This is a genomic window from Exiguobacterium sp. s168, assembly GCF_018619035.1.
Taxonomy (GTDB): Bacteria; Bacillota; Bacilli; order Exiguobacteriales; family Exiguobacteriaceae; genus Exiguobacterium_A; species Exiguobacterium_A acetylicum.
In genome coordinates, this window is record NZ_JACSNE010000022.1 from 1 (window position 1) to 23,868 (window position 23,868).

The window sequence follows — 23,868 nt, forward strand, 5'->3', positions numbered from 1 at the left end:
GTGGTGTGGTAACTTTATTCTACACGAGGTCGTTATGGGTTTTTTTGTGTTTTCAGCTAGGTGTTGCACTTAATATTACAATTCGTCATTATAAAAAAATAGCAGGAATTCAAGATTTTTTCTGGTTATTTTTGGCGAATTTGTTTACTATTTAGGGAGGTAATATTAAATCACGATAGGAGCATACATACACTCATGAAAAAACTTAGCTTACTTTTGATGGCACTCGTTGTTGCATTTGGTCTGAAGTTACCAGTCTATGCGGAAACAGTCGAGTGGGACGTCACAGGAACGGGCACAGGTCCGTACACGTTGACGTTTGAAGGCACGGGCATCGTCGATATTACGTCTGAGACGGCACTCGTCTTTGAAGACGGCGTAACAGGTGAAGATGTCAACATCGAAGAGACACCGGTCGTGACGTTCACGGCAGAGACGGCACCTGTCGTCAAGGTCGTCTCAGCAGATGGTCAGCGGACGATTCTCGTCGAATTCGGAAAAGTCGTCACACCTGACGAGCCGACGACAGAAGAACCGACTCCAGAGACACCCGTAACAGAAGAACCGGTCAAAGAAGATCCAGCAACGGATGAACCGGTGACAGAGGAACCAACACCAGAAGAGCCTGTGACGGAAGAACCGGTCAAGGAAGAGCCAACGACAGACGAGCCAGAGACAGGTGATGACGCGACACCGACACCAGTCGAGACACCGACGACAGGAACGATCGAAGGCACGATCTGGTTTGATGAGAATGAAGATGGCATTCGTCAAGACAAGGAAACACGTCTCAATGATGTCCTCGTTTATTTGATGGACCGGAATGAAGATGTCATCGACGAAGCATATACGAAGAATGGGCTATACAGCTTCAAGGATTTAAAACCTGGGACATATGAAGTCGAAGTCGATGGATATGACATGGGCTACTACTTCTATTCTGAGCAAAACGTCGGTGACGACCGGACGATCGATTCCGATGTCGATGAAGACTTTGGGATGAAGAAAGTCCGTCTCGTCGCAGGTCAGACGGAAGTGATCGACGCTGGGATTTACGGCGATGAAGAGCTCGACGGTATGTTCGAGCATTGGTTAGCTGTCGTCAATTTCTTTGATGAAAACGGAAACCAACAGCCAGATTTTGATGAAGGAACAGTTCCTGCGACGTATACGGTAACGGATGCGATCACAGGAAAGGATGTCTATCAGGAAAAGATCGCAAAAGATGACTTGATGATGCTCCAACTTGATCCGGGAACGTACACGATCAAGACGGAAGTCGCAGCGGGCTACACGGTCAAAGCGATGCATCACCTTGACATGGATGACTTGATGATGGATATGGATGAAGAGATGTATGAAGACTATGAGTCATTCGCTCAGCAAGCGAAAGCGATGAAACTGATGGCGAGCGATGAAGAAGCAATATCGCCGGAAGAACAAGAGATGATTGATGAGTTGTTGAAGTACTTCGAGCGAAAATCACCGGAAGCGGGTGTGACGATTGAAGAAGGTAGCCTCGGTACGATCTTGCTCGCGGAAATCGCGAAAGCAGAACCGGTCGCGAAACCGACGCCAACACCAACGTCAACAGAAACATCTGTCCAAACAGTCGAATCGGCTGAAAAACAGTCGAAACCTACGACAGCAACGGGCACATTACCACAAGCAGGTGAAGACAAGCCGTTCCCATATGCAGCAACGGGAGCAGGACTTGCTATCGTCGGCCTTTGGTTACTCGTTCGTCGGGGAGCATAACGATTAGAGACCTTCTATACGAGGGTCTCTTTTTTGATGTGTGTATCATTTGACACACACGCACACATGTGTGTATAGTAAAGGTACTACTAGAGGGAAAGAGGGATGACGATGTTAACGACAAAACAGATCAGTGAATTGTTGCGTGTCTCAGAAGAAACGGTCCGTCGCTGGATTCGGACGGGCGAATTGCATGCCGAACAGGACGGAAAAGGGTATCTCGTCGATGAACTAGCGCTCAAGCGCCTCGTCGATGAAAAGTCACAGATTCCAGGAACAGCGATGAATAAGATTCTCCCGCTCATTCAGGATATGTTTGGACCGGAAGCGGCTCAATTCGCGAAATCGAACCTGTTCGATCCACTCCGTCAATCGATGGAGCAAGCACCTCTGAAGCCGGAAGCATCGAACGAATCACTCGCGGAAGAACTCGATCGTCTCAAACGCAAAAAACGTCGTCTCGAACTCGAACACGAACTGAAGTTGCTTGAGATCGAAGAGAAAATCGCAGCAATCGAACGCAAAGTCCAATCCTGAATACGAAAAGCGATGTCCCCACTTGAGGAGACATCGCTTTTTTCGTTCATCTACAAGAAAAACCCACTTCACGAGTCGGAAGGGGTTTTGTCGTTTGCTTGTTTCTTTTTACGGTACCAGTACCAGTAAGCAAGTCCCAGTCCAATCGGGATTGCAGCTAGATACGGGTTAGCTTCGATGAAGCTGATCATCTCAAAGAGCGCGAACCATCCACTGAGTAAACCGAGGATGAGTAAAATCGTCCGTAGTGCTTCGGGAAGCTTGCGGATCCGATACGCAATGAGACAGACGAGGCAAAAGATAATGATAGCCACGAGCATTCCTCCCATTCCCGTAATCCAGTATAGCGTATTCGGAAAGCTTTTTCGATGCACAAATCTTCTGCTCTCCCGTATAGTGGAGACAGAGAAACTATCGAAGGACGTGATGAAATGCAACTGACAGTGATTGGAACAGGATATGTTGGTCTCGTGACCGCAATCGGACTGGCGGAAAATGGACACGACGTAACGTGCGTTGACTTGAATGCAGAACGGATGGCGCAACTGACACGAGGCATCCCGCCGATTAAAGAAGAGGGCATCGAAGAAGCGCTAGTCGCGAATCAACAACGAATGACGTTCACGACGGAGTACCCAGTCGCAAAGACATATCTTGTCGCTGTCGGAACACCGGAGAAAGCGGATGGGAGCTGTGACTTATCAGCAGTAGAAGCCGTCGTCGCCCATATTGAGCGAATCGCACCAACTGCAGCTGTCATCATTAAATCGACAGTTCCACCTGGTACGACGATGCAACTAGCGATGCAGTATCCGACGCTACGCTTTGCGATGGTCCCTGAGTTTTTACGGGAGGGTACGGCTCTTGCTGATATGCGGAATCCTCATCGTGTCGTCATTGGAACGAATGATGATGATTTATCAAAAGAACTAGCGACATTATTTGCGACGACAGCACCTCTTGTTGCAGTCGACCCCACGACGGCTGAGTTAACGAAATATGCAGCAAATAGTTTTTTGGCAGTGAAAATCAGTTTTATCAATGAAATAGCGCGACTAGCAGATGCTGTTGGGGCTGACGTATCGGACGTCGCAAAGGGAATCGGTCTCGATCCACGAATCGGTTCCTCGTTTTTACGAGCGGGAGCCGGATACGGGGGATCATGTTTCCCGAAAGACATCGCAGCGCTTACGACGCTCGCTCGTGAGCATGAGCAACGACTTCACGTCATTGAAGCAGCAGATAAAACGAATGAAGCCCAGCTAGATTATGTCTTACAAAAAATCCAACCGCGGACGGGAATGCGCGTGGCGCTACTCGGTCTCGCCTTTAAGCCGGGAACGGATGATTTACGAGACGCGCCGGCACTACGCCTCGCAACACGACTGGAGCAATTTGGCGTCATCGTAACCGGATATGATCCAGTTGCCCGGACGTTACTCGATCAGAAGCAAACGGTCGAAGAAGCATTGAAGGATGCAGATGTCGCTGTCATCATGACGGAATGGGAAGAGCTCCGTAACATTACACCAGAGCAATTCGTTCGTCAGATGCGTCAACCACGTGTCGTCGATGGACGCAACTGTTGGTCGTTTACGGATCAACCGGGTGATGTGCAATACGAAAGTATCGGACGACCGGCTAAATCATTTTCGAACAATCGAACCGTTTGACCTGTCATGATAGGTGAGTCCCTCGCGGACTCACCTATTTTTGATGAAAAGGAGCAGACCCATGGTCATTGATTATTTCGCAGTCTTACCGAGTGGGAAAAAAGGCGCACTAGAACCGCACTGTCTGACACAAGGAACGTGGTATCAGCGCGTCAACGAGGAATTGTTTCGAGCCATTCATTATGGAGCGGGCATCATCCGGATCCGTGATAAAGGAGCGGAATTGCGGATTCCAATCGAGTTCGGATTCGGTTACGTCTTGCAGTATCTGCGCCAGTTCACGGAGGCGGAGCGACAAGAAGGACGAAAACGTCATATCTTGCAACGGCAGCTCGATTGGATTGGTCGCGGATTACCGATTGAATTAAAACGACGCGGAGCGAAGATTGAGATGTGGGCCGATGATGTCCATCGTTTGCACCGAGAATCATTTCTTCTGGCAATTGAAAAAGCAGATCACTTCATCTCGTAAAAACAAAACTTTATTTTAGTAAAACGAAAACCAGACGAAAATTTAATAAAATGTAAGCGTTTTCTTTAAAGGGGTGAATCCAAAATTTAATTTCCATACACAGCCTATATAAATATATTTCTATTTACTACTATTCACCTATTTTTTACAAAAAATCTATTGTGGCGTCTTTCCTATTTTTGTATATTTGACCTGTAGCGTTCTTACCGATTCTCAAAAACGAAACGGTGGAGCGCACGAATCTACAATCAGAAATGGCTTTTTGAGGCGATTTCGGCAGTTTCTTTAGTTCATCCCAATCGGATACATAATGGCTCACGAATGGATCGTCTTGATGATAGACGAAAAGTCGCACGTGAAACAGAAGGTACTCCTCCTAAGACGACTAAAGAATTTTTTAATTGCTTTAAAGTAAAATATTTCTATATTTTACTTATATTGTAGATTTAAAATTGGGATTTGCGCTTTTGATTTGTTAGAAAAGAGGAGGAATAGTAAACATGGGTTATTCGAAGAAAACGAACAAATTGTACGCTGCTGCAGCTGCACTTGCAGTCACGGCGTCTGTCGTAGCACCGGTTGCTGCTGATGCAGCATCGAAGGTCTCGGTTAAATACATCTCTCCAATCTTGATGAAACATGCTGGTGGTTCGAAATATGCAGTCAAGAAATTGACGCTTCCGACGAAAGTGAAAGTCAAACTTTCAAACGGCAAGTACGAAATGCGCTCAGTCAAATGGAGCGGTTCTGTCAAATTCGAAAAGAAATACATCAACAAATACCAAGTCCTTTACGGTAAGGTAGCGGGTACGACAAAGAAAGCTGTTCTTAAAGTCGAACTTCAAAACTACCCAGTTGATGTCCTCGAACCAGTCCTCGAGCCGGTTGCTGTTGGCGGAAAAGTTCAATTGCCAAGCACGATCAGCATCCAGTACAAATCAGGTATCATCGTTAAGCGTCCAATCAGCAAGTTCAACCTCAAAACACCATCGACTTCAAAAGCAGGTAAATATAAACTGGCTTACTCGTACAAAGGTGCTAACTCTGTCGTAACAGGTTACATCAACTACGAAGTCAAGGCAGCAAACATCTCGAACGTCATGGGAAGCGTCGATGATCAGATGCTTTCAGTCAAAGCAGACGTCATGTACCCAGCAGTGGGCGCAATGGCAGAACTCTTGATCTACCCAGGCAAAGACATGTCAGCAACGCCAATCGTTGCAAAAGGAACGCTCTCGAAAGGGAAGTTCATGGCATCGCAAGGTGGCATTCCAGAAGGAACACACAGCTACGTCGTCAAAGTCGGCGATGTCAAATCAGCTCCGATGGACTTCACGATCGCAAACACGGTCCTCGCTTCAGCGAAAGCAATCGGCAAAGAGAAAGTCGAAGTCTCATTCTCGCGTGCAGTTGATTCTGTCATGGCAGACAACTTCAAAATCGCAGGTGCGACAGTCAAGTCAGCGACACTCAGCGCAGACAAGAAGTCAGCAGTTCTTGAAGTCGAAGGACTCGAGTACGGCATGGACTATTCAGTTGACGCGAAAGGTATCTTAATCGGTGGCGTTGCGAAAGACCTCGGTTCACTCAGCTTCATGACACAAAGCATTGAAAACATCTGGATGCTTGAAGTGACACCAAAAGCGTCTTCGATCCTTGCAAACGGATCAGACAACACGGAAGTCACATTCCAGTTGAAAAACAAAGCGACAGGTGAAGTCGATACGAAAGCAGACGATATCGTCCTGAAACTATCAACATCATTCGGTTCACTTGCGAAAGAACGCGTCACGATCCAAGACGGTAAAGCAACTGTTCTTTTGACATCTGAATTCAGCAACACAGACATCGAAGCAACAATCGACGCACAAATCATCGAGACAGCAGACAACGAATATAAAGAGTTGATCGGTAAAATCGATGGTCAAGCGAAAGTCAAGTTCAGCACGGTCATGGTGACACCAGCACCAGTTGAATTGATCAACGTGCTTGCAGCGGAATCGAACCAAGCGGATCGTGTGACGATCTTCCTCGATAAAGCCGTCTCACGTGATCTTCTCTTGAAATCGTTCGGTCTCGATAAGAAATTACCGACTGTTGACGAGAGCGAGTATCTTGCGAACGACAATATTCAAATCGAGCAGTTCGATGGTATGAAACGTGTCATCGGTATCAAATCGATTCCTTCGAATCCAAAAGCATTCGAATTGATCCTTGATAAAGAAACACCACTCCAAGACAACGCCACTGTTAAAGTGCTTGCGAAAATCACAAGCAACACGGATACAGAAGTGAAATCAAAAGCAAGCTTCAAGTTGACGGATGCACGTCAGCCGGAAGTCACTTCGGTCAAACCAGTCGGTCTGAACCAACTTGAAGTGAAATTCTCAGAAGCAATCGCAGGCGCGAAGTTCAAAATCGATGGTCAATACGGCGAGAAGTACTTCAAAGTCGAATACCTAGGGTTTGATAACAAAACAGGCGTCGATCGCCGTGATACAGTCATCATCACGTTGAACGACGCGAAAATGATGGGTGTTGCTCCAGAAGAAGCGTATCCAGGAGCAAAAGAAGGCTACTTCGCACCTGGTAAACACTCACTCCAGATCTGGAACACGATGGACTTCGCATCCCTTTCGGATGAGTCGAACATCGGAACGACACAAAACCTCGACTTCACAGTTGCTGCTGATACAGTCAAACCAACTGCAGGCGTCGTTGTTGAGTCGCCAGAACAATTCCGTATCATGTTCAGCAAACAGCTCAAAGGTCTCGACCTCGATGCAGTCAAAGCATTGCTTGCTTCGAAGAAGTTGAAACTCGAGCGTTACAACTCAAGCACGAAGTTGTACGAAGACTTCAGCCAGTATGCTGATGTCACGTACTACGATGAAGAGACAGGCGAAGTTCTCCTCGAGCTCAATAAGGACTGGACGGAAATCTACGATACAGTCAACACGAAAGAGAACTACTACAACGATAAGTTCAAACTTTCGCTCGCAAAAGATTCTGTCAAAGCAGAAGCGAACGGCGAGAAAAACGATGCGTTATCGCTTGACCTCAACTATGCTGGTTCACCGCTCAACTCTCCAGATCTGAAGAGTGCGGAAATCACGACGATTGACCGTTATCTCTTGACGAATGACTTCACAGTCATGATGAGTGAACCGGTTAAACTTCGTGGTCTTGATCAGTCGGATACGCCACTCATCAACGCAGAAGGTACAGTACTTCCGCCGAAAACAACAGTTGAGTTCATCGGTAAAGACAAGAACGGTAAAACCGTTACGATCGATGGATCAGTCGTTGGTTACACGGATAGCTCAGATATGAACTTCCGCGTCGCTGCGAACGATAACCTCCAGTACCTCGTCGACAAAGACGGTTACGGAGAAGAGTGGAAAGTCGTCGTCAAGTCACTCTCTGACGATGTCGGTAACACGGTCGCTACAGCGACACACGACTTCAAAGTTTCGAAAACGCCAGTCACACCAGTGGCTTCGCCATTCGAAATCGCTAAAGTCACAGCTAACGCAAAAGATGAAAAAGACGTGATCCGTATCAAGTTCACGGAAGGTGTACAATACACTGGCATGTACGATGCAACGAACACTGCACAGTACACGTTGAACGGAAAAAATCTCCCAGTCGGCACAAGCATCTCGCTGGCTGATTCGGATGATGATATCACGAACGGTCTCGACATCGTTAAGATCAAAGTTCCAGAAGGAACACTCAAAACATTGTCGAACGTCATCACGGTCAACAAAGAGCTTCAGTCGTATGACAACTCTGTCTTGACTGGTGGTTACGAGAAGGCAGTTCTTCTCGGACTATAAGAAACGCTAAACCTCTTCCTACTTCGGTGGGAAGAGGTTTTTTGTGACAAATTAGCGCAATCGATTGCATTTTGGTAAATCTATTTACCTGTTTTATAAATTTATAACTGTATTTACTTTGAAGAAGATGTTAAATTATGTGATGTTATTTGGAATTTTAGGTAGAAATAATCAGAAATATAGATTAGTTAAAGGGAGATTAGACTCATGAACAAGACGAAAAAAGTCTCAACAGGTTTGCTTGCGGCATTGGTCGCGACAAGCGGACTGACGTATGCACCAGAAAGCGCAAAGGCTTTCGCACCAAGTGAAAAACTCGATAACCGCGTTATTTTCCAAAGCTTCAGCCTGTATCAACCATACGAAAGCAACATGTACCGGACGCTTGCTAAAAAAGGTGAGTTGCTCAATTCGTGGGGTGTGACAGATGTGTGGTTACCACCTGCATATCGTTCATTCGATATGGCACGTTACATGGAAGGGTATGCAATCGCTGACCGTTATGACCTTGGTGAATTCCCACAAGGACCAGGTGGATCGGTTGCGACGAAATACGGAAAAGCCACACAACTCGAGATGATGGTCGACATGTTGCATGACGACAACATCAAAGTCCAGATGGACCTCGTTCCAAACCAAATGCTCGGTCTCAACAAACGTGAAGCTGTCTTCGTTCGTCGTGCGACAAGTTCAGGTGAGCCGTTCATGAACCCGTTCACAGGTGGAGAAAAAACGAAGACCCTCGCAACGCCTTACCTCGCTTACACAAAAGGTGGCGGTATGGGACAAGAGAAATACGGTTACCTTAAAGAGTGGAACAAATCATTCATCAATGGAACATCACTGCAAGGGCAGGGTATGGGCCGCGTCATGACGGACAAAGACGGTAAACCGTACCGTTACTTCGGTAAAGACGATGCGAAGAACTACTTACCAGAATGGTTGCTTGACGCAGCGAAGACACAGAACTTGAATGTCGTCGATACGTACCTCGCAGCAGACGGTTGGTATGAAGTCTCACCAGAAAACTGGAAGCCGATGCTTTCGCAATATGCGAAGGATGAAGGATACCTCGAGTACATGAAAGAAAACGGCTTCGCAACAAAAGAAGCTTTGCTTACTTCAACGGAAAACGGAAAAATCGCTTCGTTGACAGAAGAATACATGAAGACACAAGCTGCGTACGGTTATGGATCAGAAGAACGTTCATACCAAAACGATAACTCAGGAATCGACATCGAAGATCAGTTCCTCTTCGTTGATGAGACTGGTTTCCCAACGCAGGCATACAACAAAACAATGACGAACAACGATGAGTTCTTGATCGGTGTCGACCTTGCGAACTCGAACCCAGAAGTCATCAAGGAACAAAAGAACTGGATGAAGTGGATGCTTGAAACGTACAAGTTCGACGGTTTCCGGATTGATGCTGCGTCGCACTACGATACGGCGATCCTCAAAGCAGAAGCGGAAATTTCAAAAGCACACTTCGGGAAACAAGATTACCTCAGCTACATCGAGAGCTATAAAACAGAACAGAATGCTTACATGAAAGCCAACAATAACGAGCAACTCGTCATGGACGGAGAGCTTTACTTCACACTTCGCACTGCACTTACGCCATCGAACAAACGTGCACTCAGTGACTTAGCGAAAGTCTCAGTCGTTAACCGTGAAGGTGACGGCGCAACGAACGTTCAAGCGAACTGGTCATTCGTCAACAACCATGACCAAGAGAAAAACCGTGTCAACCAAATCATGCTTGATACGTACGGCATCAAAACGAATACGCAGTACGGAAAAGACGGCGAGCCGAAATCGTTCGAGAAGCTTTATAACAAAGAAGACGAAGCAAAAGCACTCGCGATCTACAACAAAGAACTCGCAAGTCCAACGAAGAAATACTCGACGGAAAACGTCGTCGCGCAATACGCGTTCCTTCTTTCGAACAAAAACACGGTCCCAACGGTCTACTACGGTGATCTCTACCAGACGGATGCATCGTACATGTCGAAAACGACACCGTACTATGACGAAATCACGAATCTCCTAAAAGTCCGTAAACAGTATGCGTACGGTAAACAGCACGTTGCGTACCACACATCGAACACGTCAAAAGAAGCGGGCAAAGACTTGATCTCAAGCGTCCGTTTCGGAAAAGACCGCAACACAGGTATCGCGACAGTCATCGGGAAAAACGCAGCGCTTGATACGACAGTTCAAGTCAACATGGGTAAAACACACGCGAACCAAGTCTTCGTGGATGCTAGTGGCGTGACGAACACGAAACTCGTCACAGATAAGAACGGTATCTTGACGGTTCCAGTCAAAGGCATCAAGACAGCTGAAGTCAATGGTTACGTCGGCGTCTTCGTCCCACAAGCAACAAAAGCACCAGTTGCAACGATCAAAGCAGGTGCGGTCTACCAAGGGAAAGCACTCGACTTGAAAACGACAGTTGCGAACACGACATCAGCAGTTGCGTCAAAACGCTACCGTGTCCTGGATACGAAAAAAGCGACAGTTGATTCAAAAGGTCGCCTGACAGGTAAAGCAACAGGCAAAACGACGGTCGAAGCAACGGTTACGTTAAAAGACGGTTTTGTCTTAAAAACAGTCTTACCGATCGAAACAAAAGCAAACAGCGTCACGCTGAAAGCAACAAAAGCAACACTTAAGAAAAACCAGACGACACGTATCACGTACACGTCAGCAACGGACAAAATCAAATCCGTTCAGTATGCGTCAGCGAACAAAAAAGTCGCGCAAGTCTCGTCACGTGGTAACGTGAAAGGAATCAAAGCAGGTAAAACGACGATTCGTGTCACATACACGACAGCAGGAAACTACAAAGTCGTTAAAACATTCACAGTCACAGTTAAGTAACATCAGACATCACTCTCAACGCGAGAGTGATGTTTTTTCGATTCACGTCAATGTTTCCTTATATTCCACATAATTCCATCTAATCCGGGTATTAGTAAGAAAGACCTAGAGGGAGGAACGATGATGCGAACATGGATAGCAGGAAGTTTAGCACTCGGTTTGATCTGTAGTACAGTACCGGTCAATGCGTTTGAAAAGCAGGAAAAGATTCGTCCGGCGACATTGACGAAGGCAAAGGAAGTCCCAGTCTTCTCAAAACAAGCCGGGAGTGCTTTGACAGGACGATTTGATTCGGATGGACTTGCCGTCTGGTATTTTGATGCGAAGGAGTTTGTTGCGAAAGGGACGCACTTTGAGTTCGAACTCGACTACGATACGTACGGAACGATGTTCGCAAGTAAAGCCGACGCGGAAGCAGGTCGCGTCTACAATCGGTATTACCAAGTCACGGATGATACACTCTACTTCCCGCTCAGCTGGAGCGGACGACAATACTTAGTCCTCGAAGGCTATCCGGGCGACCGTTATTCTGTTTCTGCCTATATCTCGCGTTACGAACCGATTGAGGAATCGATGACAGCTGCCGTCAAAGCAGTCAAACCGGCGTTACTCGTTCAGACGCGATCTGGCGCGATGCGCGCGCAATCGTTCGGAGCCTCCAAAGTCGAATCACTAGCTTCCGAGCTCCGCATCGAACGACTCGTCTATGAATCCTATGCTGACGCTGAAGCGGCGAAGAAAAAGTTCGAGCGATCAAACAGTGTGGCGTTCGCAGAGTTCGATGCACCGATTCACGCGTTCGGTGTCGATGCCTATCAAAAACATCAGTGGTCCTTGCAGAACACGGAACAAAAGAAAGGGCTAAAAGGAGCAGATATCGGTTTCGTCGCCATGCAAAAACGCATCAAGGGCAAGAAGTTGTCTGCGACGAAAGTCGCGGTCCTCGATTCTGGCATCAATCCGAGTTATGCCGACTTCGCAGGAAAGGTCCGCATGGATCTTGGTTATGATTTCATTAATGGCGATAAGACAGCCTGGGATGATAACGGACACGGTTCACATGTCGCGGGAGTCATTGCGGCGGGAGGAAATAACACGTACGGGATGACCGGCATCAATTCGGCGGCGACGTTAATTCCGATCAAGGTGCTCGATGAGTCGGGGGCTGGTTCAGTGTCGGGACTCGTCAAAGGAATCCAGCATGCAACGAAACAAGGTGCCCGGGTCATCAACATGAGTCTCGGCGGCAGTTCTTCTTCGAAATCAATCGAGTCGGCATTAGCCGCAGCGGTCAAGAAGAACATCTTGATCGTCGCCGCTTCCGGAAACGAAGGACGCGGAACGGTCGCGTATCCGGCCCGTTCGAAATATGTCTTGTCGGTCGGTGCAACCGGACGAAAAGATACGAAAGCGTCGTTCTCGAATTATGGAACGGGTCTAGACCTCGTTGCTCCAGGCGTCTCGATTCCAAGTTATCTCGCAGATGGGGAGCTGTTATATGGAAGTGGTACTTCGATGGCGACGCCACACGTCGCGGGTGTCGCGAGTCTTATGATCAGTCTGAAGCCGTCCTTGAAGGCGAGTAGTGTAGAAAGCATCCTCAAGAAATCAGCGAAGGATCTCGGGAAAAAAGGCTATGATACGAGCTATGGTGCCGGTCGTTTGAACGCTGATAACGCCGTCAAACTAATCCCTTAATGCAGTCAAGAAGTCCTGTGCGAACAGGGCTTCTTTTTTTCAGACAATTTATTGATTGATAGAGGTAAAAAGAACTAGGAAAATCAATTTTTTCCATTATAATGAAAAAGGATACAACGATAAGGAGTGAAACCCAAATGAAAAAGGTCATCGTCAGTGCTCTCCTCGTGAGTGCATTTGGTACATATACATGGGATACGACAGAAGCTGCGACAACGGCGAAAAAAGTCCCAGCCATCGAAGCCAAAACGAAAAAAGGCTACATCAAAGGAACGTTCGATGCGAGTGGGAAGGCATTGTTCTATTTTGATACGAAGACCTACTTATCAGGTGGAACACACTTGAAGTTCGCCTTTGATGCTTCAAAGAAAGCGACCGTTTACACGTCGCAGACGGAATACAAACAAAAAGATCCATATGCGCGGTATGCGAATAGTAAAAAGACACTTTTTTTTCCATTGACGTGGAGTGGGCGACAATACATCGAAGTGACGGGGGCGAAGAATAAAGCTTTTACGATTCCCTATAAACTCGAACGCCTTGAACCAATTCGGGAATATGCGACAAAATCAACGATAACCGGACAGGCAACGAGTCTCGTCGTTCGTCTGAACGGGGCGACGAAAGCGAGTACGTTGTCACAGACATCACGGGCTACTGATCACGAAACGATTGATAGTACGTTACGGCTCGAGAAGTTTTCCTACAACAGCTTCATCCAAGCGATGGCAGCAAAACGCGAACTTGAAAAAACGAAGGGCGTCCGTTACGTCGAACTCGATCAACCGATGAAGTTACTCAGCACCGATCCGTTCCAGTCCGTCCAGTGGGCGCTGAAAAATACGGGACAACGCGGAGGCGTAAAAGGAGCGGACATCGGTTATCACGCGATGGTCAAGCGGATTGCCAATAAGTCACGTTCGACCGTTCGCGTAGCAGTCGTCGATACGGGTATCAATCCGACCTATGCGGATTTCGCTGGACGCGTCCGAATGGATCTCGGCTACGATTTTGTCCATAAACGTCAACTTGCTTATGACGATCACGGGCACGGGACACATGTCTCCGGTGTCATTGCTGCAACATCGAATAATGGGTACGGGATGACGGGGATCAACGACCGAGCAAGCATCATTCCGATCAAGGTCATCTCGCGCAATAACTATGCGTCGAACTCGAATATCGCCAAAGGCATTCTGTTCGCCGTAAAACAAAAGGCGAAAGTCATCAACTTGAGTCTTGGTGGTGGCGGTGTCTCACTGGCGATTGAAGATGCCTTAGCGGAAGCGCGTAAGAAAGGGATCTTCGTTGCAGCAGCAACCGGTAATGAAGGCGCATCGAAACTGTCCTATCCGGCACGCTCGAAATATGCGTTCTCGGTCGGGGCGACGAACCGATTCGATAAACGAGCGTCGTTCTCGAACTATGGCGAAGGACTGGATCTCGTCGCACCGGGGCAAGATATCGCGAGTTATTTACAAGACGGCGAATCGATCTTTTGGAGTGGCACATCGATGGCGACACCGCATGTCGCCGGCGTCGCGAGTGTCCTCTATAGCTTAAAGCCAAGTATCAAAGTGACGGACGTCGAATCGATTCTTCGTAAGTCAGCGAAGGACCTCGGCAAAAAAGGTCGTGACACGACGTACGGGTATGGTCGCTTGAATGCCGATCGTGCCGTTCAGCTCGTGAAATAAGGAAAGTAGGTTAAACGATGAAACGTATCCTATGTGTCTTTCTGATTGGTGTCCTCTGTATAAGCGGGACACTCGAAGGACAAGCAGCATCAAAGGAAGCACTGCAGATCAAACAAGAGTACAAAGCACTCAAGTTCGGTATGACGCTAACGGAAGTCGCGAAGACGATATACGGAAAAGAGTACCGGAAATACATCAAGAAACAAAATGGTAGCGTCGTCTTTACGAAAAAACCGGGAACGACCGATAACGAACAAGGATATCGGTCCCTCGGATACGTACTTGATCGCCCCTCTAAAAACCTTCCAACGGCAACGCTTCTTGAATTTAGTACGAAACAGCACCAGAAGACGTATTATCTGATACAAAAAGCGCTGTACTACCAAGCCGATACGGAAAATGGGTTGTATGAAAATAGCCGAACACTCATGAAGCCGTCGTCATTACGCCACGGGATGACGGAGAAACAACTCGACCAACTGGTATCAGGCAAAAAACTCGGACAGTTGTCAATGAATTTTAGTTGGAACGTTTCGTCTGTCATCAAAGAAAGTCCGATGAAAACGGGGCGCTACAAAATCTATCAATTCCATCGACCACATTCGAAAAAGATGCAGGTCGTCACCTTGTCCTATAACACGCAGAAAAAGCGATATGAGGTGGATACAGAAATCGGGATTTCATTGAAATACGAAAAATGAATAAGGATGATTCATGGAGTCATCGAGGAGAGTAGGAAACAGGTATGAAACGCATCATGATAGGGTCACTCTGTTTAGTACTGTTGCTTGGTCTGTTTGTTCCAGGAACAGTATCCGCAGCAACAAAAGCAGAAACGCTTGCGACGACACAGTACAAGGGCTTGAAAAATGGAATGACGATGGAACAAGTCGCGCAAGTCCTGTATGGCAAGTCGTATCAGAAACACCTGAAGAAAAGAAACGGATCGACTGTTCTTAAACTTCCAATCAACTTCGAAGGAGACGAAGAAGGACATAAGCAATTAATCCACGTCCTCTCCGATTCGGCAACAACCCATCCCCCGACTGAACTGGTCTTACAATTCATGACGAAAGAGAAGAGTGCGAAGTATCGCTTGGTGACGAAAGCCTTGTTCATCGAACGGAAGACGAAGACAGGATATCGTGAAAGCACACGGACGCTCGTCAAAGGTGCCGTACTCCAGAACGGGATGACGGAAAAAGAGCTGGATGCGAAATTGACGGGGAAAGGTCTTGGTAACTGGACGATGCTCGGTCATATGGATACAGCGTCTGCTTATACGCTGGACGAACAAAAACTAGGATTTGCTGAAGTGTCTCGGATCAAAGAATATGTCTTTAAATCGACGACGAACAAGTGGAAACATGTCGAACTGACGTATAGCGAACAAAAAAGAACTTATCAGATCAGTGATGTTCGGACGATTCAGGAAAAAAACTAAAGCACGTGCAATAGAAAGTGAGTGAACGGGATGCAGAAGTGGAACGTAAAACGATGGCTTCTCATGGTACTTGTCGCAATAGTTTCTTTACAACCAGTAACGGCGGGTGCTGCAACGAAGGCTGAGACGATCGCCACGAAACAATATCGTGCTTTAAAGCCCGGGATGACGGTGGAACAAGTCGCCAAAGTCCTCTATGGCAAGACGTATAAAAAACAACTGAAGATGAAAAACGGTTCACAAGTCTTACGATTGAACACAGAAATTGAGATGGAGGAATGGGATCGGAACGTCCTTCTCTATGATCTTGTGAATCGAAAAGTGGAATTCCCGTCAGCGATCGGTGTCCTGATGTTCATGACGGAGACGGGCGGAACGAAGTATCGGCTGACGATGAAACAAATGGAGTTCAAACGTGACACGGCAGCCGGATTCCGGACGAGTGATCGCAAACTGATCAAAGGTGCGAAAATCAAAAACGGAATGACGGAACAACAAGTCGATCGAGTATTGACAGGGAAAGGGCTCGGGACATTCGGAACACTCGGTCACGTCGATACGACATCCGTCCTTCGAAAAAAAGAAGTCAAAGCAGGAAAAGCAACGGTCATTCATACGAAATCATACGTTTTTTCGACTGCAACAAACAAATGGCAATACATCTTTTTCATTTATGACACGAAAAAGAAAGCGTATCGTGTCGAAGATCATAGTCAGTATTAAAAAGGAGATTAGATTATGAACACGACATTCATGAAAATCACAGTGGCGACAATCATCGCGGGATCAACACTCTTTAGTGGAACGGCATCGGCAGCGACGAAAGTCGAGACGACAGCGACAAATCAATACACAGCACTCAAAGCGGGTATGACGATGGAGCAAGTCGCAAAAGTCTTATACGACAAAGACTACAAAAAACAATTAACGACGAAAAGCGGTTCACAAGTATTGAAGACGAAAGAAGAGTTTAAGGACGTTGAAGATAAGCGTAAAGAAATTTATTACGAAATCTATGATCGGAAGGCAAAGATTCCTCCGACTTTGATGTCGCTCAGTTTCATGACGAAAAAGAACGATTCCGTGTATCGTCTTATTTCGAAACAAGTCGAAATGGGACGGAATACATATTCCGAATACCGAGAGAGTACACGGAAGTTAAACGCGGGCGCTAAAATCAAGACGGGAATGACGGAGAAACAACTCGATGGTGTGCTCTCGGGGTCTGGTCTTGGGGAATGGGCTGGATTGCTTGAGGAAGATGCACGAAGCGTCTTCAGTGCGAAAGAAATCAAAGACTATGAGATTGAAGCGTTTAAAGGAAAATTGTATGTCTTCCAAAAATCGACGAAATCACGTGTTTACGTTGAGATGAGTTATGACACGAAAAAGAAAGCCTACGTTATTGAAAATCACGAGACATTCTAAAAAGGAGATAGGAACATGAAAATGACATTTACGAAAGTTGCAGTAGCAACAGTACTCGCAGGAACGACTTTATTCGGAGGAGCGGCATCGGCTGCGACGAAAGACGAAACGAAAGTAACCGATCGTTACACCGCATTAAAAGCGGGGATGACAATCGAGCAAGCAGCAAAAGTCATCTATGGGAAAGATTATAAGAAACAACTGACGAAAAAAAGTGGTTCGACGGTACTAAAGAAAAAGGCGGAATTCACGACCGTATCACAAGGTCAAAAAACAACGGCATACACGTTCTCTGATGAAAAGAACTTTACGAACATATCTGTGTTTCAGTTCATGACGAAAAAAAATAGTTCAGTCTATCGTTTGACAGGAAAATCACTAGATCTGTTTCGTGTTGATAGTTACTCAGGTGCTCGTGAAAGTAAGATGAAACTGCTCAAAGGAAAGAAAATCAAGACGGGCATGACGGAGAAACAATTGGATGCAGTATTATCTGGTTCAGGTCTTGGTGAGTGGACAGGAGTGGACTCGATTGATTGGACATCGATTCAATCGAAACAAGAACTGGACTATGGACTCGGAATTAAAGCACTCTCTAAAACATACGTATTCCCGACTTCGACAACTCAACGTAAACTCGTCATTATGAACTATGACTATGAGAAGAAAACATATATGGTAGAAAGTCAAACATCACTCTAATGAACGAAAGAGCTTATCTGAACGATATGCTCTTTTTTTCATCTTTTCCCGTTTTTGACAAATCGCTCTCAAATTTCGTTATACTCGGACTGTAAGTTTTTTCATGGATAACCGATACTAATGAGAAGCAAAACACAGAAGGGAATGGACGCAGTTGGAACGAGTTAAAAAAAGACGTAAGGTGAAAAAACGCTGGACGCCACTGAAAATCATGCTATTGATTGCGCTTGTCCTCGTCGTCGGTGTCGGTGGATTCATCGGCTATACATATTATCAAGTCGACCAAACGGTCAAAAAAATTCAATCACCCGTCAAGAATACGGGAGACAAAGTCGTCGAAGAGCAAAAGCCGGTGTCGGTTCTGTTACTTGGTGTCGACCAACGTCCAGGCGAGCGCGGGCGTAGTGACTCAATCATGGTCATGACATTGAACCCGACACGAAATGAAAGTCGATTGATCAGTATTCCCCGGGACACGAAGGTTGATATCGTCGGAAAAGGAACAAATGATAAAATCAACCATGCCTATTCATTCGGTGGACCGGAGATGGCAATCAAGACAGTCGAAAAGTTTCTTAATATCCCAATCAACTACTATGCAGAAATCAACATGGAAGGGTTCACGTCCTTGGTTGATGCAGTCGGTGGGGTGACGGTCAATAACGACATCGACTTTACGGTCAGTGGGACACATTTCCCGGTCGGTAAAGTTAACTTAGATGGAAAATCAGCATTGAAATTCACACGCATGCGTTATGAAGATCCACGTGGAGACTTTGGTCGACAAATGCGTCAACGGGAAGTCATCGCCCAAGTCGCAAACAAATTATCATCCGATGTATCAGTCAGTAATTTTAATGCCATCATGGATGTCGTCGGGAAGAACGCACAAACGAACGTTTCATTTAAACCGATGCGGACACTAGCTTTTGATTACATGGATGCCTTCCGTAACCAGAAGAACTTGAAACTCGAAGGAACGGGTGGAAAAGAAGGCGACGGAATCTATTACTGGCACCCGACAGAAGATTCACTCAAAGAAACACAAACGGCATTACGCTATTCACTTGATATGGAATGATAAAAAGCACCGACTCCACTATGAGTCGGTGCTTTTGTTTAAAACGATTGTTCCGCTAGACGAATCCGACTGATCGTTCCGTCTTTTGCAAAACGTTGGAGACGATACGAGTTACTCGTGACGAGTCCTGTCGATTCCGTTTCTAGTTGAAGTGGGGCGAGTGAGGCTAATTGCTCATTCGTAATAGTCGTCTCTGTCCAGTCAATGGCGATGACCTTGTTGTCCTTCAAGACAAAGAAGTGATTTCCGTAAAAAAGGTAGTCATGCAATTCATCATTGAAAGTCCGATCGGCTGGTCCATAAAGACTATTCAGTTCTTCACTACTTTTGCCGATAAGGTCAATGAGGGTCCCGGTAACAAAACTCGTATCGAGCTGATCGTTGACCCACGTCAAAAGCGTTTCATCAGCAAGTGATTCACCTTCAAGCCGTTTTGTCGTATCGGACGTTTTAATATAACCCGTTAAATCATCCGACAATTCAATTTCAGTCACACCGTCATTTTTCTTGACGATGCGATATCCGTCACCGAAATCGGCTTCGTACAGCAATGTCGTCATCGACTCTTCCCGGTAGATGTTGCTCGAACGTGTTTTGACGTATAGGACATCATCAACAGCGGCAGTCTCTTCTGGTGCTGTCGGTTTCTTTTCCTTCGTTTTTTCAACTGTGACCGGTTTTTCGACAGTAGCTTTCGGTGTCGTATCTGCTGAACTTGCGAAGTATGTCGAGTAGACATACGTTCCACCGGCTCCGAGTAAGAAACAAAGAATCAACAGCGCAATCCAGCCCCAAGGTAACGGTCGTTTTGCTCCAGCATGCTTGATTTCTTTCTCTTTTTTACGTCGTTTTGGTTCCGGTTCGCGTTTACTCCGTGAAAGAGTTTGAAGTGGTTCTTCTGCCTCGTCCGGGAGTGGACCATCTTCGTCCAAGATTGGACGAGCGACTAATGTACCGTAAAAGTCAGCTAATGTCGCATGATGTTTTACGGCGAGGAATGCATTCCATTCGTCGACCGTGACGGTATCTTCGTCATAAGGAATCAGTGGCGGTTGACCGGTAATTCGGATCATCGTATCCGTCAAGGATTCCGTCGAAGCAAGACTCGAACGAATCCGTTCATGAAGTCGTGCGATATCCTCCTTCGAGTGAGATGTATAGAATTGTAGCGCTTGTAACGAGCGATGCATAAAGAAATTCCTCCTATGTCGAGATACGGAAATGAATGTAAAAAGTAACAATTCATCTTTTATTATACGCAATGTTTTTCAATAAACGTATGTCATTTCCTAAAAAAACATCAACCATTTCCCAAATATTTGTTATACTGAGTCCTAGTTGATGTAGGAAAGTCACTGAATTAGACAAATAAAGGAGAATAATTAGACCATGAATGAAACGATTAGCTTGCAGGAATTATTTTCGATTTTACGTAAATCGTTCTGGCGCATCTTGGCGTTGACGATCGTAGCCGCCCTCATCTCATTTGCCGTCAGTAGCTTTTTGATTAAACCGACGTATCAAGCAGGGACGCAAATTCTCGTCACACCGAAGAAACAAGACAATGAAGTCATTGATGCACAGTCTGTCCAGTCGTCTGTCACATTGGTTAATACATATCGGGTCATCATCAAGAGCCCGGCGATTTTAGAACAGGTTCAAAAGGAAGTTCCGAACGCACCAACGAATATGAATGCTTTGAACAACATGGTCACGGTCGAAAGTGAACAAAACTCTCAGGTCATTAACGTCTCGGTCCAAAGTACCGATGCAGCATTAGCATCAAACTTAGCAAACTCGATTGCTGAAGTCTTTAGTTCAGACGTTCAAGAATTAATGAGTGTTGATAACGTTACTGTCTTGTCGACATCAGGTATCCCAACGTCACCTGTCAGTCCCAATATCATTTTGAACACAGCAATCGCAGCAGTCGTCGGATTCTTACTCGGTGTCGGTCTTGCGTTCTTACGTGAAGTACTCGATCGTCGCATCCGGACAGAGGATCAGGTTCAACAGATTCTTGATTTGCCGGTGCTCGGTAGTATCCCGGATATCGACAGTAAAGTATTCAAGTCATCGTCAAAAACAGCAAAACGAGAGGCGGTCAAACAATATGGCTAAGAAGAGCAAAATGAACAAAGACGCACGGAAACTGATTACGGTCACGCAGCCAAAATCGCCTGTTGCTGAGCAATACCGGACGATCCGGACGAATATTGAATTCATGGCCGTCGATCGTGAGATACAAGCGATTCTTGTCACCTCTGCAACACAAGGTGAAGGAAAATCAACGACGTCATCAAACTTAGCCGTCGCTTACGCGCAACAAGGGAAAAAAGTCTTGATTATCGATACCGATATGCGTCGTCCGACGGTCCACTATACGTTCCGTGTGGCGAATGGTCTTGGACTTTCAAGTCTTTTGACACGCCAAGCGGAAAAAGAAAAAGCGATCTTACCAACGAAAGTCGATAATCTATCAATTTTGACAGCCGGTCCGATTCCGCCGAATCCAGCGGAGCTCTTGTCGTCACGTGCGATGGAGCATCTTGTTGCACAGCTGCGTGAAGAGTTCGACGTTATCATCTTTGATGCACCACCATTACTACAAGTCGCGGATAGTCGAATTACTTCGAAACTGACGGATGGTGTCGTCCTTGTCGTCGGTTGTACGACATCTGATCGTCAACGAGTGTTAAAAGCGAAAGAACAGCTTGAACTGGCCGAAGCGAAAATTCTCGGTGTCGTCTTGAACCGTCGTGAACTGACGGATGATTCAGCTTATCAATACTACTATTCCTATGAGTGAGGGACATCTATATGGTTGATATCCACTGTCATATCTTGCCGCTCGTCGATGACGGTCCGGCCAGTGTCGAACACGCGTTACAGTTAGCCGAACAAGCTGTCGCAGAGGGAGTGTCGCGGATCATCGCGACACCACACCTCTATCATCCACAATTCGAAACAGAAGATGTCGATGTCCAGTTGACGGTCGATGAGTTCAATGTCTTGTTGAAACAACGTGATATTCCGTTAACCGTCTATCCAGGTCATGAGATCCGGTTGATCGGTGAGTTGATGGAAGCGTTAGAAGCAGGACAAGCGCTGACACTGAACGATTCACGCTATATTTTGATCGAGTTTCCGTCAAGCGGAATTCCATCGTATGCGCGCCAAGTCTTTGCAGAATTGATTTCTGATGGTTATATCCCGGTCGTTGCCCATCCGGAAAAGAATAAAGCAATCATTCAAAATCCATCGTTACTTTTTGAATTGATTTCAAACGGTGCAATCAGTCAGGTGACGTGTGCCAGTTTGATCGGCAAGTACGGAAAGGATGTCCAGCGGTTTGCGATTGCTTTACTCGAAAATGGACTAGCCCATCTTATTGCGAGTGATGCCCATCACCTCGAGAAACGTCCATTCTACTGGAAACAATGCGAACGGATGCTTGAGAAAACGTTCGAAGATTGGTTGATCGATGAGATTTATGAAAACAATGAAGCCGTTCTCTTGAACCAACTCGTGACAATCAATCCCCCGAGTCCTGTCGAGAAGAATTGGAAAGGACAATGGGTGTAACATTTTTTGTCAAGGTAAGGGAAAGAGAGTGAATTCGCACTCTCTTTTTTCTATGTTAACGCTTACATTATTAAAATATGGAAAACTTTATGGAAAGTGACATGTGTCCTATGTTATTGTATTTTACATAAAGAATGGAACGTTAGATATAATTTGGGAAACCAAATTTATATATGGGAGATGATTACGTGATTAAAGTAAAAAAGGCAGTTATTCCAGCAGCTGGACTCGGAACACGTTTTTTACCGGCGACAAAAGCTATGCCGAAGGAAATGTTACCGATCGTTGATAAACCAACGATTCAATACATCATTGAAGAGGCGATTGAATCAGGAATTGAAGACATCTTGATCATCACCGGAAAAGGGAAACGTGCAATCGAAGATCATTTTGATTCCGTACCAGAGCTTGAAGCAAACTTGATTTCAAAGAATAAGTCAGAATTACTGTATTTAGTCGAAGAGACGACAAAGATTAACATTCATTTCATTCGTCAATCAAAGCCAAAAGGTCTTGGGGATGCGATTCTTCAAGCGAAAGCATTCGTTGGTAATGAACCATTCGTCGTTATGCTTGGCGATGATATCGTTCAGGCTGACGTGCCGTGTACGCGACAGCTAATCGAACAGTATGAAATCACGAATAGTTCAATCATTGGTGTACAACCAGTTCCAGAAAGAGATACACATCGTTACGGCATCGTTGATCCAAGCTCGAGCATCTCAGAGCAATTACATAAGGTAAAATCATTCGTCGAGAAGCCAGCACCAGGAACAGCCCCATCGAACTTAGCGATTTTAGGACGTTATCTACTCACGCCAGAAATCTTTAAATATCTTGAAACACAACAAGTTGGTTCAGGTGGCGAAATTCAATTGACGGACGCGATTACGCGACTCAATGAAATGCAACGGGTCTTTGCCTACGAATTTGATGGTAAACGGTATGATGTTGGTGAAAAATTAGGATTCATTCGGACGACACTCGAATTTGCACTAAATCGCGAAGACTTAGGATCGGAAGTGGCAGAGATGATGGAAGAACTACTAATTGAATATAAATAAGGAG

Annotated in this window: 20 protein-coding genes; 18 read left to right on the plus strand and 2 right to left on the minus strand. The window is 46.0% G+C overall.

The features are described 5' to 3' along the window. The first annotated feature begins 195 nt into the window (after positions 1 to 195). Together KNQ15_RS12145 and KNQ15_RS12150 are read left to right on the plus strand one after the other, a co-directional pair. The gene (locus tag KNQ15_RS12145; RefSeq protein WP_214729670.1) at positions 196 to 1,758 is read left to right on the plus strand and encodes an SdrD B-like domain-containing protein; all 1,563 of its coding nucleotides are present in this window, start codon (positions 196 to 198) and stop codon (positions 1,756 to 1,758) included. A gap of 111 nt (positions 1,759 to 1,869) precedes the next feature. Next, positions 1,870 to 2,295 (plus strand): helix-turn-helix domain-containing protein, encoded by a 426-nt coding sequence (locus tag KNQ15_RS12150; RefSeq protein WP_214729671.1) that lies wholly within the window; start codon positions 1,870 to 1,872, stop codon positions 2,293 to 2,295. A gap of 68 nt (positions 2,296 to 2,363) precedes the next feature. Here KNQ15_RS12150 and KNQ15_RS12155 read toward each other — a convergent pair whose 3' ends face one another. Continuing rightward, positions 2,364 to 2,615: a hypothetical protein gene (locus KNQ15_RS12155; RefSeq protein ID WP_251137685.1), complete on the minus strand. Its 252-nt coding sequence runs from the start codon at positions 2,613 to 2,615 to the stop codon at positions 2,364 to 2,366. Between the two features lie 111 nt (positions 2,616 to 2,726). Here KNQ15_RS12155 and KNQ15_RS12160 point away from each other — a divergent pair, with 111 nt between their 5' ends. The 12 genes from KNQ15_RS12160 to KNQ15_RS12215 all read left to right on the plus strand — a co-directional run bounded on the left by KNQ15_RS12160 (position 2,727) and on the right by KNQ15_RS12215 (position 19,215). Further along, a complete protein-coding gene (locus KNQ15_RS12160; protein WP_214729672.1) occupies positions 2,727 to 3,968 on the plus strand; it encodes a UDP-glucose dehydrogenase family protein in 1,242 nt (413 codons plus the stop codon). 61 nt (positions 3,969 to 4,029) lie between these two features. After that, entirely contained in the window at positions 4,030 to 4,440 is a 411-nt protein-coding gene (locus KNQ15_RS12165; protein ID WP_069940020.1) for a hypothetical protein, read from the plus strand. A 500-nt stretch (positions 4,441 to 4,940) separates the two neighbouring features. Next, positions 4,941 to 8,279: a hypothetical protein gene (locus KNQ15_RS12170; RefSeq protein ID WP_214729673.1), complete on the plus strand. Its 3,339-nt coding sequence runs from the start codon at positions 4,941 to 4,943 to the stop codon at positions 8,277 to 8,279. Between the two features lie 207 nt (positions 8,280 to 8,486). Further along, positions 8,487 to 11,165 (plus strand): glycoside hydrolase family 70 protein, encoded by a 2,679-nt coding sequence (locus KNQ15_RS12175; protein ID WP_047390368.1) that lies wholly within the window; start codon positions 8,487 to 8,489, stop codon positions 11,163 to 11,165. A 123-nt stretch (positions 11,166 to 11,288) separates the two neighbouring features. After that, a complete protein-coding gene (locus tag KNQ15_RS12180) occupies positions 11,289 to 12,863 on the plus strand; it encodes a S8 family peptidase (RefSeq protein WP_214729674.1) in 1,575 nt (524 codons plus the stop codon). Between the two features lie 137 nt (positions 12,864 to 13,000). Continuing rightward, positions 13,001 to 14,560, plus strand: a complete 1,560-nt coding sequence (locus KNQ15_RS12185) for a S8 family peptidase (RefSeq protein WP_214729675.1) — start codon at positions 13,001 to 13,003, stop codon at positions 14,558 to 14,560. Between the two features lie 17 nt (positions 14,561 to 14,577). Then, a complete protein-coding gene (locus tag KNQ15_RS12190; protein ID WP_214729676.1) occupies positions 14,578 to 15,261 on the plus strand; it encodes a hypothetical protein in 684 nt (227 codons plus the stop codon). Positions 15,262 to 15,305: 44 nt separating this feature from the next. Next, positions 15,306 to 16,004 carry a hypothetical protein gene (locus tag KNQ15_RS12195; protein WP_214729677.1) on the plus strand — a complete coding sequence of 233 codons (699 nt, stop codon included), beginning with the start codon at positions 15,306 to 15,308 and terminating at the stop codon, positions 16,002 to 16,004. Between the two features lie 30 nt (positions 16,005 to 16,034). Continuing rightward, entirely contained in the window at positions 16,035 to 16,727 is a 693-nt protein-coding gene (locus tag KNQ15_RS12200) for a hypothetical protein (protein ID WP_214729678.1), read from the plus strand. Positions 16,728 to 16,742: 15 nt separating this feature from the next. Next, positions 16,743 to 17,432, plus strand: coding sequence for a hypothetical protein (locus KNQ15_RS12205; RefSeq protein ID WP_214729679.1), 690 nt, complete (start codon positions 16,743 to 16,745; stop codon positions 17,430 to 17,432). Positions 17,433 to 17,447: 15 nt separating this feature from the next. Then, positions 17,448 to 18,134, plus strand: a complete 687-nt coding sequence (locus KNQ15_RS12210; protein ID WP_214729680.1) for a hypothetical protein — start codon at positions 17,448 to 17,450, stop codon at positions 18,132 to 18,134. Between the two features lie 154 nt (positions 18,135 to 18,288). Then, positions 18,289 to 19,215, plus strand: coding sequence for an LCP family glycopolymer transferase (locus KNQ15_RS12215; RefSeq protein ID WP_029342698.1), 927 nt, complete (start codon positions 18,289 to 18,291; stop codon positions 19,213 to 19,215). A 38-nt stretch (positions 19,216 to 19,253) separates the two neighbouring features. On the opposite strand, the gene KNQ15_RS12220 is transcribed toward KNQ15_RS12215, so the two are convergent. Beyond that, positions 19,254 to 20,405 (minus strand): hypothetical protein, encoded by a 1,152-nt coding sequence (locus tag KNQ15_RS12220; protein WP_214729681.1) that lies wholly within the window; start codon positions 20,403 to 20,405, stop codon positions 19,254 to 19,256. 199 nt (positions 20,406 to 20,604) lie between these two features. Between KNQ15_RS12220 and KNQ15_RS12225 the strand changes: the two genes are divergently transcribed. The 4 genes from KNQ15_RS12225 to galU all read left to right on the plus strand — a co-directional run bounded on the left by KNQ15_RS12225 (position 20,605) and on the right by galU (position 23,864). After that, on the plus strand, positions 20,605 to 21,336 hold the full coding sequence (locus tag KNQ15_RS12225) for a YveK family protein (protein WP_214729682.1): 732 nt from the start codon (positions 20,605 to 20,607) through the stop codon (positions 21,334 to 21,336). Continuing rightward, positions 21,329 to 22,024 carry a CpsD/CapB family tyrosine-protein kinase gene (locus KNQ15_RS12230; protein ID WP_195864389.1) on the plus strand — a complete coding sequence of 232 codons (696 nt, stop codon included), beginning with the start codon at positions 21,329 to 21,331 and terminating at the stop codon, positions 22,022 to 22,024. The genes KNQ15_RS12225 and KNQ15_RS12230 overlap by 8 nt, the downstream gene beginning before the upstream one ends. 11 nt (positions 22,025 to 22,035) lie before the next feature. After that, complete coding sequence (locus KNQ15_RS12235) at positions 22,036 to 22,800, plus strand: tyrosine-protein phosphatase (protein ID WP_214729683.1); 765 nt, start codon at positions 22,036 to 22,038, stop codon at positions 22,798 to 22,800. A 191-nt stretch (positions 22,801 to 22,991) separates the two neighbouring features. Beyond that, the gene (galU, locus tag KNQ15_RS12240; RefSeq protein ID WP_214729703.1) at positions 22,992 to 23,864 is read left to right on the plus strand and encodes a UTP--glucose-1-phosphate uridylyltransferase GalU; all 873 of its coding nucleotides are present in this window, start codon (positions 22,992 to 22,994) and stop codon (positions 23,862 to 23,864) included. The last annotated feature ends 4 nt before the right edge of the window (positions 23,865 to 23,868 follow it).